This window comes from Micrococcus porci, from assembly GCF_020097155.1.
Taxonomy (GTDB): domain Bacteria; phylum Actinomycetota; class Actinomycetes; order Actinomycetales; family Micrococcaceae; genus Micrococcus; species Micrococcus porci.
In genome coordinates, this window is the sequence record NZ_CP083691.1 from 108,973 (window position 1) to 123,798 (window position 14,826).

11 protein-coding genes and 1 pseudogene are annotated in these 14,826 nt (G+C 73.3%); 6 read left to right on the forward strand and 6 right to left on the reverse strand.

Annotated elements, in window-relative coordinates; all coding sequences use genetic code 11:
• Nucleotides 1-36: 36 nt before the first annotated feature.
• Both KW076_RS00490 and KW076_RS00495 read right to left on the reverse strand, forming a co-directional pair.
• A complete protein-coding gene (locus tag KW076_RS00490; RefSeq protein WP_224355688.1) occupies nt 37-1,029 on the reverse strand; it encodes an electron transfer flavoprotein subunit alpha/FixB family protein in 993 nt (330 codons plus the stop codon).
• A gap of 26 nt (nt 1,030-1,055) precedes the next feature.
• Complete coding sequence (locus tag KW076_RS00495; protein ID WP_224355689.1) at nt 1,056-1,838, reverse strand: electron transfer flavoprotein subunit beta/FixA family protein; 783 nt, start codon at nt 1,836-1,838, stop codon at nt 1,056-1,058.
• Nucleotides 1,839-2,003: 165 nt separating this feature from the next.
• Here KW076_RS00495 and KW076_RS00500 point away from each other — a divergent pair, with 165 nt between their 5' ends.
• The 3 genes from KW076_RS00500 to KW076_RS00510 all read left to right on the forward strand — a co-directional run bounded on the left by KW076_RS00500 (nt 2,004) and on the right by KW076_RS00510 (nt 5,695).
• The gene (locus tag KW076_RS00500) at nt 2,004-2,909 is read left to right on the forward strand and encodes an NUDIX hydrolase (protein WP_224355690.1); all 906 of its coding nucleotides are present in this window, start codon (nt 2,004-2,006) and stop codon (nt 2,907-2,909) included.
• A gap of 61 nt (nt 2,910-2,970) precedes the next feature.
• The gene (locus tag KW076_RS00505; RefSeq protein WP_224355691.1) at nt 2,971-4,392 is read left to right on the forward strand and encodes an L-serine ammonia-lyase; all 1,422 of its coding nucleotides are present in this window, start codon (nt 2,971-2,973) and stop codon (nt 4,390-4,392) included.
• 139 nt (nt 4,393-4,531) lie between these two features.
• Nucleotides 4,532-5,695 (forward strand): YihY/virulence factor BrkB family protein, encoded by a 1,164-nt coding sequence (locus tag KW076_RS00510; protein WP_224355692.1) that lies wholly within the window; start codon nt 4,532-4,534, stop codon nt 5,693-5,695.
• Between the two features lie 110 nt (nt 5,696-5,805).
• On the opposite strand, the gene KW076_RS00515 is transcribed toward KW076_RS00510, so the two are convergent.
• From KW076_RS00515 to KW076_RS00525, 3 genes and pseudogenes are all read right to left on the reverse strand, one after another.
• Complete coding sequence (locus KW076_RS00515) at nt 5,806-7,311, reverse strand: thermonuclease family protein (protein ID WP_224355693.1); 1,506 nt, start codon at nt 7,309-7,311, stop codon at nt 5,806-5,808.
• Between the two features lie 124 nt (nt 7,312-7,435).
• Nucleotides 7,436-8,362, reverse strand: a complete 927-nt coding sequence (locus KW076_RS00520) for a TspO/MBR family protein (protein WP_224355694.1) — start codon at nt 8,360-8,362, stop codon at nt 7,436-7,438.
• Between the two features lie 320 nt (nt 8,363-8,682).
• Nucleotides 8,683-8,925, reverse strand: a pseudogene (locus tag KW076_RS00525) (LysR family transcriptional regulator); the annotation flags it as partial.
• A gap of 119 nt (nt 8,926-9,044) precedes the next feature.
• On the opposite strand from KW076_RS00525, the gene KW076_RS00530 reads away from it, so the two are divergent.
• From KW076_RS00530 to poxB, 3 genes are all read left to right on the forward strand, one after another.
• The gene (locus KW076_RS00530) at nt 9,045-9,941 is read left to right on the forward strand and encodes a haloacid dehalogenase (protein WP_224355695.1); all 897 of its coding nucleotides are present in this window, start codon (nt 9,045-9,047) and stop codon (nt 9,939-9,941) included.
• 131 nt (nt 9,942-10,072) lie between these two features.
• The gene (locus KW076_RS00535; protein WP_224355696.1) at nt 10,073-11,122 is read left to right on the forward strand and encodes an isopenicillin N synthase family dioxygenase; all 1,050 of its coding nucleotides are present in this window, start codon (nt 10,073-10,075) and stop codon (nt 11,120-11,122) included.
• A 127-nt stretch (nt 11,123-11,249) separates the two neighbouring features.
• Nucleotides 11,250-12,965 (forward strand): ubiquinone-dependent pyruvate dehydrogenase, encoded by a 1,716-nt coding sequence (gene poxB, locus KW076_RS00540; protein ID WP_224355697.1) that lies wholly within the window; start codon nt 11,250-11,252, stop codon nt 12,963-12,965.
• Nucleotides 12,966-13,103: 138 nt separating this feature from the next.
• Here poxB and KW076_RS00545 read toward each other — a convergent pair whose 3' ends face one another.
• The gene (locus KW076_RS00545; protein ID WP_224355698.1) at nt 13,104-14,681 is read right to left on the reverse strand and encodes an alanine/glycine:cation symporter family protein; all 1,578 of its coding nucleotides are present in this window, start codon (nt 14,679-14,681) and stop codon (nt 13,104-13,106) included.
• Between the last annotated feature and the right edge of the window lie 145 nt (nt 14,682-14,826).

A 14,826-nucleotide genomic window follows, 5' to 3' on the forward strand; every position in this document is an offset into this window, starting at 1 on the left:
GCTCGTGGACTGGTGTGCGGCGGGTGGACGGGGCGCTCAGCCGCGGCGGGCGGCGAGCGCGGCGATCAGCTGCGGGACGACCTCGTTGACGTCCCCGACCACGCCCAGGTCGGCGTGCTCGAAGATGGCGGCGTCCTCGTCGGAGTCCACCGCCACGATGGTCCCGGAGGTCTTCATGCCGACCAGGTGCTGGATGGCGCCGGAGATGCCCAGCGCGACGTACAGGTCGGGGGCCACGGTCACACCCGTCTGCCCGATCTGCCCCTCGGGGGCGGTGAAACCGGAGTCGACGGCCACGCGGGAGGCGCCCACGGCGGCCCCCAGCGCGTCGGCGAGCGGCTCGACGAGCGTGGTGAACCCCTCGGCGGAGCCCACGCCGCGCCCGCCGGCCACGACGGCGCGGGCGGTGCGGAGGTCGGGGCGGTCGGCGGAGGGCGCCGCAGGCTCGGAGGAGAGGATCCGGGCCCCGGCGGTCACGGTGCGGCCGGCCACGTCCAGCGGGCGGACCTCGGGGGCGGCCACGGGCCGGGCCCGGTCCGCGACGGCGCCCGGGCGCAGGGTCACGATGTTCGGACCGCCCTCCACGGTGGACTCGGCGAGCACGTCGCCGCCGAACACGGAGTGCCGGGCCACGATCTCCCCGTCCGCACGGTGCAGGCCCACCGCGTCCGCGGTGACCGCACCGCGGGCGCGCACGGCCAGGCGGCCGGCCACGGCCCGGGACTCGGGCGTGTTCGGCAGCACCACGGCCTCCGGCAGCACGGCGTCGACGGCGGCCGCGAGCGCGGCCACCTGCGCGGTGCCCAGCTCGGCGGGGTCCTGGGCCACGGCGGTGTGCACGACGGCGGCGCCCAGCTCACCGAGGCGGGCGACGAGCGCGTCGTCGGCGTCGGCGTCGGTGACGAGCACGGCGTGGGGGACGCCGACCCGGGCGGCGGCGCCGAGGGCCTCCGCGACGGCCGGGCGGAGGTCGCCGGCGGCGGTGAGCTCGGCCAGCACCAGGACGGGGGTGACGGGAAGGTCGGTCATGACGTCTCCTTGGTGTGGGTCGAGGCTCAGACGAGCCCGCGGGCGGCGAGGAAGGCGGCGACCTGCTCGCCGGCGGTGCCGTCGTCGACGATCTTCTCGCCGGCGGCGCGCTCGCGGCGCGCGGCGGCGGAGACCATCACGGAGCGCCGGTCGGCGTCCAGGGGGCCCGCCGTGAGGCCGAGGTCGGCCAGGGTGAGGGTCTCCAGGGGCTTCTTCTTCGCGGCCATGATGGACTTGAAGTTCGGGAAGCGCGGCTCGGCCGTCTTCTCCGTGAGCGCGACCACGGCGGGCACGGGCACGGAGGCCCGCAGCCGGGCGTCCTCCGTCACGAGGACGCCGCGCACCTCCTCGGGCGTGATCTCCACGGCCTCGACGGAGGGCAGCAGGGGCCGGTCCAGCAGCTCGGCGACCATGGCGGGGACCACACCGGTGGCGCCGTCGGTGGACTCGCTGCCGGCGAGCACGAGGTCTACGCCGAGGTGCTCCACCGCGGCGGCGAGCACGCGGGCGGTCTGCACGGCGTCGGACCAGTCAAGGGCGTCGTCGACGACGTGCACCGCCGAGTCCGCGCCCATGGCGAGCATCTTGCGCAGCGTCTTCGTGGCGTCGGCCGGGCCCATGGTCACGGCGACGATCTCGGCCTCCAGGCCGGCCTCGCGGGCGGCCAGGGCGACCTCCATGACGCGCTCGCCGATCTCGTCCGGGACGGGCTCGGCGGCGCCGTCGCGCACGGCCATGCCCGTCTCCATGTCCAGCGTGCGCTCCTGCCACGTGTCGGGGACTTGCTTGGCCAGAACGGCGATCTTCACGCGCGACTCCTCCTCGGATCATCCGGCCTCGACGCGCGCGGTGGCGTCGGAGGTCCGGCAGGACTCCCCCAAATCTACCGGCCGGGCCCGCCGCCCCGCAGGTCGCGGTCACATGCGGGCGCCGGGCCGGTTCCCGCGTCCGGGGGCTGCGCTAGCGTTCCGCCCATGGACGCCGCCCAGACCAGCTCCTCCGAGACCCTGCCCGTCGAGGCCACGCCCGCACGCGCCGCCGCCTCGCTCCTGCTCCTGCGGGACGGGGCCGCCGGGCTCGAGGTCTTCCACGTGCACCGCGCCGGGACCATGGCGTTCAGCGCCCACGCCACGGCGTTCCCCGGGGGCCGCGTGGACCCCTCCGACGACGCCCTGCCCGTCCCCGGCGCGGACCTCGCCGCCTGGGCGCGTCGGCTGGGCCTGGAGGACCGCCCGGTGGAGACCCAGCCCGAGGACGACCCGGCGCGGGTCGCGGCCCGGTTCCTGGCCGCCGTCGTGCGGGAGACCTTCGAGGAGACCGGCGTGCTGCTGGCCCGCGCGGCCGACGGCGGGCCCGTGCCCCCGGAGGCGGCCGCAGCCCTCGCGGGACGCCGGGAGGACGTGGAGGCCCACGCCGCGGACCTGGGCGCCCTGCTGGCCGAGCACGGCCTGGCGGCCGACGTCTCGGGGCTGCGCGCCTGGCAGCGCTGGATCACCCCCCTCTCCGTGCCCCGCCGCTACGACACGGCGTTCTTCCTGGTGGCCGTCCCCGCCGGGCAGGACCCGGACCGTCTCACCACGGAGGCCACCGAGCACGGCTGGGCGCGGCCCGCGGACCTGATCACCGCCTTCCAGGCGGGGGACGTGAACCTCATGGCCCCGCAGTGGGCGCAGCTCCGCGCCCTCATGGACCTCCCCGACGTCGAGGCGGCTCTGCGGGCCGGCGCGGCCGCCGAGCCCGTGCCGGTGGTGCAGCTCGCCTCGGAGGCCTCCCCCGAGGAGCGGACACGCGAGTTCTCGCACGCCGCCGAGTACCGTGAGCACCTGCGGTCCTTCCGCACCCACGACCGCGTCCAGGACACCCCGGACAACGTCCTCTGAGCGGCGCACCACCACCGGCCCTGCTCCCCGCCCCTCCTCACCCCGCGAAGGGAGGCCCGCGATGGCCCTGAGCATCCTCGACCTGTTCTCGATCGGCATCGGCCCGTCCTCGTCCCACACGGTGGGGCCCATGCGCGCCGCCCGCCGCTTCACCTACGCCCTGGAGCGCGACGGGCTCGTGGAACGCACCGCACGCGTCAAGGGCGAGCTCTTCGGCTCCCTCTCCGCCACCGGCGTGGGCCACGGCTCGGACATGGCCGTGATCCTCGGCCTCTGCGGCAACGACCCGGAGACCATCGACCCCGAGGCCGCCGCCCCCCAGGTCCAGGCCTGCGTGGAGGGCGGGACGCTGCCGCTGGACGGCACGCACGAGATCCCCTTCGACCGCCCCAAGGACCTCGTCCTGCACATGCGCAGGAGCCTGCCCGGCCACCCCAACGGCATGCGCCTGACCGCCTTCGACGCCGACGGCGCCGAGCTGCTCACCCGCGACTACTACTCGGTCGGCGGCGGCTTCGTCGTCACCGGCGAGGAGCTCGAGGCCGAACTGGACGAGACCCGGGACGTCTCCCGCCACGGCGAGGAGCCCGAGCCGCACCCGTTCTCCACCGGCGCCGACCTGATCGCCCAGTGCGAGATCCACGGCCTGTCCATCGCGGATGTCGTGCGCGCCAACGAGGCCGCCCGCGGCGACCTCGCCGACGTCGAGGCGAAGGTCCTGGAGATCTGGGACGTCATGCAGGAGTGCGTGGCCCACGGCATCCACCGCACCGAGCCGATCCTCCCCGGCGGCCTGAAGGTCAAGCGCCGCGCCCCCGGCCTGCACGCCCAGCTGCTGGAGAAGGGCACGGACGGGGCCGAGAAGGACCCCATGTGGGCCATGGAGTGGGTCAACCTGTTCGCGCTCGCCGTGAACGAGGAGAACGCCTCCTTCGGCCGGATCGTCACCGCCCCCACCAACGGCGCCGCCGGCATCATCCCGGCCGTGCTCCACTACTACGACCGCTTCGTGCTCCCCCCCGGCACCCCCGCCGAGGAGCGCCGCGCGAAGATCCTCGACTTCCTGTTCACGGCCGCCGCCATCGGCATCCTGTTCAAACGCAACGCATCCATCTCCGGCGCGGAGGTCGGCTGCCAGGGCGAGGTCGGCTCGGCCTGCTCCATGGCGGCCGGCGCGCTCTGCGCCGTGCTCGGCGGCACGCCGCTGCAGGTGGAGAACGCCGCGGAGATCGGCATCGAGCACAACCTCGGCCTGACCTGCGACCCCGTGGGCGGGCTGGTGCAGGTGCCCTGCATCGAGCGCAACGCCATCGCGTCCGTGAAGGCCATCAACGCGGCCCGGCTCGCCCTGGTGGGCGACGGCGACCACCGCGTCACCCTCGACCAGGCCATCCAGACCATGCGCGAGACCGGCGCGGACATGAAGTCCAAGTACAAGGAGACCTCGCGCGGCGGCCTCGCCGTGAACGTCATCGAGTGCTGACGTGGGGCGAGACGGCGCCGCGGGCTCGGCCGGCGCGGCCGACCCCGCCCCCGGACGGAGCCCCTCGTCCCTCCCCGAGCCTCTCGGGCGTGCGCTAGGTTGTCCCGGAATCACCGCACCCCGCCTCGGAAGGACAACTGTGGCCATTCATCCCGTCGACGCGACCCTCGAGGCCGCGCGCATCGATCCCGAGGAGCGCACCCGGCGCCTCAAGGGCGTGAAGCTGGACGGCGCCGGCTGGAAGTACGCGTTCACCCGCGCGCTCAAGGAGTTCGGCAACGACGGCGGCACCGACCTCGCCGCGAAGCTCACCTACTTCATGGTGCTCTCCTTGGCGCCCGCACTGCTGGCCGTCTTCTCGATCCTCACGCTCGTGCTCTCCTCCAACCGCTCCGCGGTGGACGACGTCGTCCGCCAGCTGACCGAGCTGGTCCCGGCCGACTACCAGGGCGTGGTGGGCGACGTCGTGGACAACCTGCTGGGCCAGGCCGGCGGCGGCGTCCTCGCCCTGATCATCGGCATCCTGACGGCCCTGTGGTCGGCCTCGGCCTACGTCAAGGCGTTCAGCCGCGCCTCGAACCAGGTCTACAACTACTCTGAGGGCCGCGGCTTCGTGAAGCTCACCCTCACCAACCTGGTGACCACCGTGGTGATGCTCGTGGGCATCGTCCTCGTGCTCATCTCCCTGGCCCTGAACCGGTCGCTGGTGGACGGGTTCCTCGCGCCGATCGCCGGCCCGCTGGGCATGACCGACGCGGTGAACTTCCTCTCGGACACCTTCCTGCCGATCTGGGCGTGGCTGAAGTGGCCGGTCGTCGTGGCGCTGCTGCTCGTGCTGATCGCGACCCTGTACTACTTCGCCCCGAACGTGAAGAAGCCGAGCTTCCACATGTTCGGCCCCGGCAACATCTTCGCGCTGGTCGGCATGGCGCTGGCCGCCGTGGCCCTGTACTTCTACTTCACCACGCTCGCCGGCTACTCGGCGTACGGCGCGATCGGCGGCGTCATGGCACTGCTGTTCGCCCTGTGGATCTTCAACATCGTGCTGCTGCTCGGCCTGGAGATCGACACCGAGGTGGAGCGCGCCAAGCAGCTCACCGCCGGCATGCCCGCCGAGGACGCCGTCAAGCTGCCCCCGAAGGACGTCTCCGCCCTCGAAAAGAAGGTCGAGAAGCAGGAGGAGCTCGAGGAGAAGGGCTACGAGCTCCGCGCCCTCCACGACGACGGCTCCGACTCGGACTCCGATGAGGGGAAGGGCGTCTCCCGCGCTCCGCGCCACGCGGCCGGCAGCCACGGGGCCTGACCTCACAAGAGACGCCGCGGGGGCGGTTCCCGACGGGATCTCCGTCGGGAACCGCCCCCGCCGTGTTCCCCGGGCGTGCTCCCAGGACCCGGAGGTCAGCGCCGGAAAGATCAGCGCTTCGACGCGACGGCTCCGTCCGCCGCCGCCGCGGCGGTGGAGGCGTAGCAGCGCTTGGCGCTGGTGTCGTCGTAGTACTGGCCGCCCGGGACGTGGTACTTGCCCGAGCTGCTGACCTTGACCGGGTAGCCGGCCGGGCAGACGCCGTCGGCGCCGGAGACGGGACCGCCGGCCCCGCCGGACGAGGTCCCGGCGCCGCTGGAGGAGGCGCCCGCGGAGGCGCTCGAGGAGCTGCCGCCGGAGGACGATCCGGTGGACCCCTCGCCGCAGTAGACGAACGTCTCCCCGCCCGGGGCGTAACAGCGGTTCGGGGCCTTCTGCGACGTGCCGCCCGAGGACGACGGCGAGCCCGAGGAGGTGTCCCGGGCGGAGGTGTCCGCGAAGCCCTTCGCGGTGGACGAGCCGGAAGAGGCCCCCTTCTGCTTCTCACGCGCGGATGCGGCGGCCTCCGCCTCACGGGACGCCTGGGCGGCGCGCTCCCGGGCCTGCACCTGCTCCTGCGCCTGGGCCTGCCTCTGGGCCTCGGCACGCGCCTCCGCCTGGCGCTTGCGCTCGGCGCGGTCCGCGGCGGCCTGCGCCTCGGCAGCCCGCTGCCGGTCCCGCTCGGCGGCGTCGGATCCGGCGCCGACGGCCGGCGCCTGCGGTGCCGCCGGCACAGCGGGGGCCGTGCTCGCCCGCGGCGCCACGGACGCGGCGCCCGCCGAGGGCACGTCCGCACGACCGCCGTGCTGCTGGACGAGGCTCACGGCCAGCGGGATGACGGCGGCGTAGTGGACCTTCATCCACTCCTGGCCCTCGGCCTCGACGGCCTCCAGGGCTTGGGCCAGCTCGGAGACGGCCGCCGGAGCGGGATCCTGGGCGACGGACTCCTGCAGGGTCTGCAGGGAGCACTCCAAGCCCGGCTGGTTCAGGCCGGCCCCCTCACGCTGGGCCTCGGCCCACGCGGCCTCCACCGGAGGCAGGAACCTGCGGTTCGGCTCGAACACCACCGGCACGCCGAGCCCGGCGCGGACGATCTCCGCGTTCACCAGGGTCTCCCCCTCGACGACGCCCGCGAGGGTGCGGCCGTAGCGGTCGAAGCGCTCCTCGTCGTACTGGAGCACGACCTCGTCGCCCGGGCGCAGCAGCTCCTCGAGCTTCCGGGTGGCCTCCGGGCCGAGGCACTCCACGGGCCTGCTCGGATGCTTGGTCTCCGGGGTGTCGATGTTGAGCAGCCGGACGCGGACGTCCTCCGCGCCGCGGCGGACGTCCACGGTGTCGCCGTCGACCACGCGGACCACAGTGGCGGCGTCGCCCTCGACCGCGGCCGCGGAGGACGCGCCGGAGGCCGGCGGGGAGGCCGACGCGGCCAGGGCGGCGGGGGCCGCGGACGACGTGGACGACGTGGACGAGGACGTCGCCGGGGAGGCGGTGCAGCCGGTGGCGGCGAGCAGCACGAGGGCGGCGGACACGAGCAGGCGGGTGCGCACGCGCGGCGCAGGAGGGCGCGAAGAGGGCATGGAGGCTCCAGGTCACGAGGGCGGAGATGACGACGGCCCCGCCCGAGGGGCGGGGCCGTCATCCATCCTGGCCTGGATTCAGCTCAGAGCAAATTCATGCGTGAACCAGCGCCGACCAGCGCGCTCAGCGGACGCCGTCGACGGGATCGCCGCCGCCGTCGAGGGCGTCCAGGACGAGGTCGCGCGCCTCGCCGGTGGCGGAGCGGGAGGAGAGCCACAGGGAGACCAGCCAGCACAGCATGACGATGGCGGCCGCGCCCCACGCCGTCAGGGCCACGGCACCGGAGAGCAGGCCGGAGCCGTCGGAGCGGCCCACGCCGACCCACAGCAGGCCCCAGGCGAGCGCGGCGGCCGGGGCGAACCGCCCGCCCGAGTAGACGGCCGTGAACGCGCCGACCAGCACGGCCACCACGATCATGATCTGCGCCCAGCGGGTGGGCTCCAGCGGTGCGCCGAACCAGCCCAGCGAGGCCAGCCACGCCGCCACGTTCGTCACCGCCGCGATGGACACCCAGCCGAGGTGCAGGCCCTGGACGCCGTCCAGCAGGATCCGGGCGGCCCACCCGCGCGGGCGGCCGGTCTCCAGCAGCACGAGGATCCGGCACAGCACGGCCAGGAGCAGGAAGATCACGACGACGCTCAGGCCCAGCCAGCCGACCTGCACCACCCAGAGCCAGGCCACGTTCAGCACGATCGAGGCCATGATCCACGTGCGCAGCGCGTCATGCCGCGCGGACTGCGCGGAGCCGGCCAGCTGCCACACGCCGTAGGCCAGCAGGCCCAGGTAGATCACGGACCAGATCCGGAACGCCGGCGTGGCCGGGGCGATCCACGTGGAGTCGGCGCCGAGCCAGCCGCCGGCCGCGTCGCTCGTGGGCGTCATGCCCGGCAGGACGCCGGCACCGAGGAAGGCGCCCACCAGCCCCAGCACCACGACGGCGAGCATGGCCCAGCGCCCGCCCGGGGAGGCCAGGCCGCGGCCGGAGCTCGGTGCCTGCGCGGCGTCGATCGGGACCGTGCCCTGCGGGCCGGCGTCGATGGCGGTGCTCATGGGACCTCCCAGGTCGGGGTCGGGTGCCCGCCGCCCGCGGGCGCGGACGGCGTCGTTGCGCCCAGCGTAGTCAACGCGGCGCCGGACACGGCGGGACCCCGCCCGGAGATGGCCTCCGGGCGGGGTCCCGCGGGCGGACGCCGGGGCGTCCGGGAGCACGACGCGCGGGCGCCGGGCCGGGGCGATCAGTCGCGGATCGCGGTGGGGTGGGTCTTCTCGGAGACCGGGTCCAGGACGAAGTCGTAGACGGTGGAGTTGCCGTCCGCGCCCTGCTGGACGTCCAGCAGCAGCTCCGGCTTCACGGCCGAGGCGATGTCGTCGTCGTGCTCGAGGGAGGCGAGGTCCGCGAGGAGGCTGCGGGTGCGCTCCAGCATGAGGCGGCCGGCCTCGGTGAGGTCCACGCGGCGGGTGGTGCGGTCCAGCAGGCGGACGCCGAGCTCGGCCTCCAGCTGCTTGATCTGCTGGGACAGCGGGGGCTGGGCGATGTGGAGGCGCTCGGCGGCCCGGCCGAAGTGCCGCTCCTCGGCGACGGCCACGAACGAGCGCAGGTGTCGGATCTCCACCCGGCCAGAGTAGTGACGCGGCGCACGGCAGGGGAAAGACCGCAGACACCCCGATTGAGAGCGTGGGCGCCTGGATCCCCCGTGGTCCAGACGACGAGGGCGCCGCCTAGGCTGGAGCCATGACCTCCCCCTCCCCCATCGGACTCCTGCTGGACGTGGACGGCCCCGTGGCCTCCACCGAGACCCGGGCGGTGCCGGAGGGGATCGTCACCACCCTCGTGCGCCTGGCCGCGGCGCGCGTGCCGGTGGGCTTCAACACCGGCCGCTCCGCCGACTTCCTCCTGCACAGCGTGATCGGCCCGCTGCGCGCCGCCGGCCTCCCCGAGGACGCCCCGTTCTTCGCGATCTGCGAGAAGGGCGCCGTCTGGTTCCCCTTCTCCGACGTCCCCGCCGGGGACCTCCCGGCGGTCACCGTGGACGCCCCGACGCCGGGCTGGGTCCGCACCGACCCGGCCATGGCCGTCGACGCCGACGTGCGGGACGCGATCTGGGAGATCAACGGCGAGCGGGCCGGCGACCTGCAGTTCGTCGACCGGACGAAGCTGCTCATGGTCTCCCTGGAGAAGACCGTGGGCGCCGACCAGGACGCATACGTGCAGGTGCGCGACGACGTCGCAGCAGGCATCGAGGACCTCCTCCGCGAGCGCGGGCTCGCCGAGGACGTCCGCGTGGACCCGACGGTCATCTCGATCGACGTGGAGCACCGCACCTCGGGCAAGGACCTGGGCGTGGACCGCTGCCTGGGCATGCTCGCCGAGGTCGGCGTCGCGGTCCCGGAGCGTTGGTTCACCGCCGGCGACTCCCGCACGGACTACGCGATGGCGGACGCGCTGCATGCGATGGGCGCCCCGGTCGAACACATGGACGTCCGGCCCGCGGACGGGATCCCGGAGCGCCCCTACCGGGTGCTGACCGCCGCGGACCTCGCGGAGCGCGGGGTCGGGCAGGCGGAGGACGTCCACGAGCGGGCCGGCGAGTCGCTGCTGCGCTGGGTCGAGCGAGACCTCCTCGCCTGAGCCCGGGGCATCTTACGCGCCTCCCCCGCCTGCGTCACGCCGATGACGCCACGGCGTCACGGGGCGTCACGCGGGTCCATCCGGCGACACCGGAAGTGGCGGGCGGAGCGGTTCACGGGTGAACTGGACGGATGACCGCTCCGAGCCCTGACTCCGCCACCCCCGCACGGGTCGTCCCCGTCCTGGACCTGTCCATCATGCGCCGCCCGGACGGGTCCTTCGACCCGGACTTCCTGGACGCGCTGCGTCACGCCGCCCACCACGTCGGGTTCTTCCAGATCGTGGACTACGGCGCCGCCCCCGGCCAGGTGGACGAGCTGTTCCGCGCGACCGCCGAGTTCTTCGCCCTCCCGGAGGAGCAGAAGCAGGCGCTGCACAATCAGAACTCCCCGCACTACCGCGGCTGGTCGGCGATCGCCGCGGAGCGCACGCAGGGCCGTCCGGACTCCCGCGAGCAGCTGGACTTCTCCCCGGACCGCGAGCCCGTCCCCGTCGAGCGGATCGGCGAGGGGCAGGAGTACTGGCACCTGCAGGGCCGCAACCAGTGGCCTGCGCAGATGCCGGAGCTCGAGCGCATCGCCATGGACTGGACTGCCCTCATGGACCGCGTGGGCGAGGACCTCCTCAAGGCCCTCAGCGTGTCCATCGGCCTGGACGAGGACCACTTCTCCGCGGCCTTCGACGGCGACCGCGCCTGGATGGCCAAGCTCGCCCACTACGTGGGCGGCGTCGCGGAGGCGGGCGCCCAGGGTGTCGGCCTGCACGCCGACTACGGCTTCATCACCCTGCTCCTGCAGGACCAGGTGGGCGGCCTCGAGGTGCGCCCCTACGGCCAGGACGAGTGGCTGCCCGTCGAGCCGATCCCGGGGGCGCTCGTCGTGAACCTGGGCGAGATGCTCGAGGTGGCCACGGACGGCTACCTGATGGCCACCATCCACCGGGTGCAGTCCCCGCCGGAGGGCGTGGACCGCTACTCGGTGCCGTTCTTCTTCTCGCCCCGGCTGGACGCGGTGATCGAGGAGGTGACGCTGCCGGACGAGTACGCCGCCGAGGCCCGGGGCGTCTCCGACGACCCCACGAACCCGATGCTCGCCTCCTTCGGCTCCAACATGCTCAAGGGCTTCGCCCGCGCGCACCCGACGGTGACGAAGAAGTTCCACCCCGAGCTGCTCCCGCGCTGACAGGGGCGGCCCCCGCGCAGGCCGCGCGTGACTGCTGTCCCTCCCGTCCTCAACGGGCCTACCGTGGTGGACGACGCCGCGCCCGGCGGATCGGTCCGGGCGCAATCGAGACCGAAGAGGTACCCCCGTGGCGACCGTCGCCAAGCACATCGTCGAGACCCTGTCCGCCTCCGGCGTGCGCCGTATGTACGGCGTGCCCGGCGACTCCCTGAACGCCCTGACCGAGGCCCTGCGCCAGCACACCGACATGGAGTGGGTGCACACCCGGCACGAGGAGGCAGCGGCCTTCGCCGCCTCGGCGGAGTCCCAGCTGACGGGCGAGCTCGCCGTCTGCGCGGGCTCGTGCGGTCCCGGCAACCTGCACCTGATCAACGGCCTGTTCGACGCGCAGCGCTCCCGCACCCCGGTCCTGGCGATCGCCGCGCACATCCCCTCGGAGGAGATCGGGTCGGGCTACTTCCAGGAGACCCACCCGCAGGAGCTGTTCCGCGAGTGCTCGGTGTTCGTGGAGCACGTCTCCGACGTGTCCCAGATGCCGCAGCTGCTGCGCATCGCCATGCGCGCCGCCGTCGAGCAGCGCGGCGTGGCCGTCCTGGTGATCCCCGGCGACGTCGCCCTGCAGGACCTCGATGCGAAGCCCGAGGTCATCCGCGCCACGCGCTCCCACGTGGTTCCGGACGAGGACTCCCTCCGCGAGGCCGCCGAGGCGCTGAACTCATGCAAGCGCATCACCATCCTGGCCGGCTCCGGCGCGGCCGGGGCGCACGACGAGGTCGTCGCCCTCGCCGACAGGCTCCAGGCGCCGGTCGTCCATGCGCTGCGCGGCAAGGACCACATCGAGTACGACAACCCGTTCGACGTGGGCCTGACCGGCCTGCTCGGCTTCGCGTCCGGCTATCACGCGATGAAGGAGGCCGAGACGCTGCTGATCCTCGGCTCGTCCCTGCCCTACCGGCAGTTCTACCCGGAGGACGCCACCGTCATCCAGGTGGACGTGCGCGGCGAGCAGATCGGCCGCCGCGTCAGCGTGGACATCCCGCTCGTGGGCGGCGTCCGGGAGACCGCCCAGGCCCTGATGCCGCTGCTCAAGGGCAACTCGTCGTCGGCGTTCCTGAAGAAGGCCCTCAAGCACTACGACAAGTCCCGCAAGGGCCTCGACTCGCTGGCGACCCCGAGCCGGGGCACCATCCATCCGCAGTACGTGGCGCGCCTGCTGGACGAGGCCGCGGATGACGACGCCGTGTTCATCCCGGACGTGGGCTCCCCCGTGATCTGGGCGTCCCGCTACCTGACGATGAACGGCCGCCGCCGGATCATCGGCTCGATGGTGCACGGCTCGATGGCGAACGGGATCACCCAGGCCCTCGGCGCGCAGGCGATCGACCGCAGTCGCCAGGTCGTGGTGATGGCCGGTGACGGCGGCCTGGCCATGATGCTGGGCGAGCTGCTGAGCTTCGTCCAGAACCGGCTCCCGGTGAAGACGGTGGTGTTCGACAACGACTCCCTGAACTTCGTGGAGCTGGAGATGAAGGCCGCCGGGTTCGTCCCCTTCGGCACGGGCCTGCAGAACCCGGACTTCGCGCAGGTGGCCGAGGCGATCGGCATCAAGGGATTCCGCGTGGACCGCGCCAAGGACCTGCCGGACGTGATGCGCGAGTTCCTGGCCCACGACGGCCCGGCCCTGCTGCTGGTCAAGACCGAGCCGCAGGAGCTGACCATTCCGCCGAGCATCGAGCTCGAGCAGGCCAAGGGCTTCGCCCTCTACGCGCTGCGCACCGTGCTGGACGGCAAGGGCACCCAGCTGATCGACCTGGCCAAGGCGAACCTCCGTCAGCTGTTCTGAGCGCGGGCCGGGGCCGCGTTGCGCCGCGGCTCGGCCCCCGGTGAGGCTGCGCACCTGGCCCGGCGACGACGGCGGCCCGGACGCGTGTGCGTCCGGGCCGTCGTCGTGGGTCAGATGCGGGGTGGCCGCCGAACGGGCTCAGGCCCGATGCGAGCCGGCCCCGTCCGCGGTGTCGGCGCGGACGTCGGTGGAGAGGCCGCCGACGCCCTGCGTGATCAGGCCGTCCGCGCGGTGCTCCCAGAAGTCGGCGTTCTTGATGCCGAGCGGGCGCGGGTCGAACTGCGGGTCCAGGCCCTGCTTCTTCTGGGCGCGGTAGTCCTTCAGGGCCTTGAGGGCCGGACCCTGCAGGACGAGGATGCCGAGGATGTTCAGCCAGGCCATGGAGCCCACGCCGATGTCGCCCAGGCCCCATGCCGCGCCGGTGGTGGCGACGGCGCCGTAGGCCACCGAGACGAGGATCAGAGCCTGCAGGAGCCGCAGCGCGACGCGGCGGACCGTGCCGTTGCGCAGGGTGCGCGTCAGGTACACGAGGTTGACCTCGGCCATGTAGTAGTAGGCCACGATCGTGGTGAAGGCGAAGAACGCGAGCGCGATCGCCACGAAGGTGGGGCCGAAGCCGGCGAACACGGCGTCGAAGCCGGACTGGACGAAGGCCGGGCCCACGGAGGCGGTGACCGGCAGGGTGCCGCCCTCGAAGAGCACGCGGCCGGTCTCGGACTCGCCCTCGAACACGCGGTAGGCGCCGGTGGAGATGATGATGAACGCGGTGGCGGAGCAGACGAACAGGGTGTCGATGTACACCGCGAACGCCTGGACGAAGCCCTGCTTGGCCGGGTGGGAGACCTCGGCGGCGGCGGCCGCGTGCGGGCCGGTGCCCTGGCCGGCCTCGTTGGAGTAGACGCCGCGCTTGACGCCCCACTGGATGGCGAGTCCCAGGATGGCGCCGAAGACGGCGTGCGTGCCGAACGCGCTGGAGAAGATGGTGCCGAAGACCTCGGGGATCTGCTCCCAGTTCATGAACAGCACCACGAGCGCCAGGATGATGTAGGCGATGGCCATGATCGGCACGACGTACACGGCGAAGGTGGCGATGCGCTTCACGCCGCCGAGGACGATGAAGGCGAGCAGGATGACCATCCCGACGGCGGCCACCCACGGGGGCAGGCTCCACGCCTGCTCCATGGCCGCGGCCACGCCGTTGGCCTGCACGCCCGGCAGGAAGTAGCTGGTGGCGAAGACGGTGACGATCGCGAAGAGGATCGCGTAGACCTTGAAGGCGCCGCCGGCGGCGGTGTGCCGGTAGGCCTTCTCGAAGTAGTAGGCGGGGCCGCCGCGGTACTCGCCGGTGTCCGGGTCGCGCTCCTTGTAGATCTGGCCGAGCGTGGACTCGATGAAGGAGGTGGCCGCGCCGAGCAGGGCCATGACCCACATCCAGAACACGGCGCCGGGGCCGCCGAACGCGATGGCCGTGGCGACGCCGCCGATGTTGCCCATGCCGACGCGGCCGGCGAGCGACATCATGAGGGACTGGAGCGATGAGGTGCCGTCCGCGGAGTCCTCGCCCTCGCGGAGCTGCTTGACCATGTCCGGGATGTTCACGAACTGCAGGAACATGGTGCGGACGGTGAAGTAGAGGCCGACGATCAGGCAGAGCCAGATCAGGGCCGGGGACCAGATGACGTCGTTGATCTCTGTGACCAGATCGGCGAAGGACATGGGATGCTCCCGGTGCGATGAGGGACGATTCCCGGATGCGTGTCATATGTCACATCGCGCCCGGATGAGTGAAGAGTACACGGGCGCTCGGCCGGGCCGTTCCGGCGCGCCGTCAGAGCCCCGGGAGCGCGACGGACCAGGGGGC

Bases quoted from the DNA above. Each gene is read 5' to 3' on its own strand.
- KW076_RS00490 (WP_224355688.1), bottom strand. From the start codon at position 1,029: ATGACCGACCTTCCCGTCACCCCCGTCCTGGTGCTGGCCGAGCTCACC.
- KW076_RS00500 (WP_224355690.1), top strand. From the start codon at position 2,004: ATGGACGCCGCCCAGACCAGCTCCTCCGAGACCCTGCCCGTCGAGGCC.
- KW076_RS00505 (WP_224355691.1), top strand. From the start codon at position 2,971: ATGGCCCTGAGCATCCTCGACCTGTTCTCGATCGGCATCGGCCCGTCC.
- KW076_RS00515 (WP_224355693.1), bottom strand. From the start codon at position 7,311: ATGCCCTCTTCGCGCCCTCCTGCGCCGCGCGTGCGCACCCGCCTGCTC.
- KW076_RS00520 (WP_224355694.1), bottom strand. From the start codon at position 8,362: ATGAGCACCGCCATCGACGCCGGCCCGCAGGGCACGGTCCCGATCGAC.
- KW076_RS00530 (WP_224355695.1), top strand. From the start codon at position 9,045: ATGACCTCCCCCTCCCCCATCGGACTCCTGCTGGACGTGGACGGCCCC.
- KW076_RS00535 (WP_224355696.1), top strand. From the start codon at position 10,073: ATGACCGCTCCGAGCCCTGACTCCGCCACCCCCGCACGGGTCGTCCCC.
- KW076_RS00545 (WP_224355698.1), bottom strand. From the start codon at position 14,681: ATGTCCTTCGCCGATCTGGTCACAGAGATCAACGACGTCATCTGGTCC.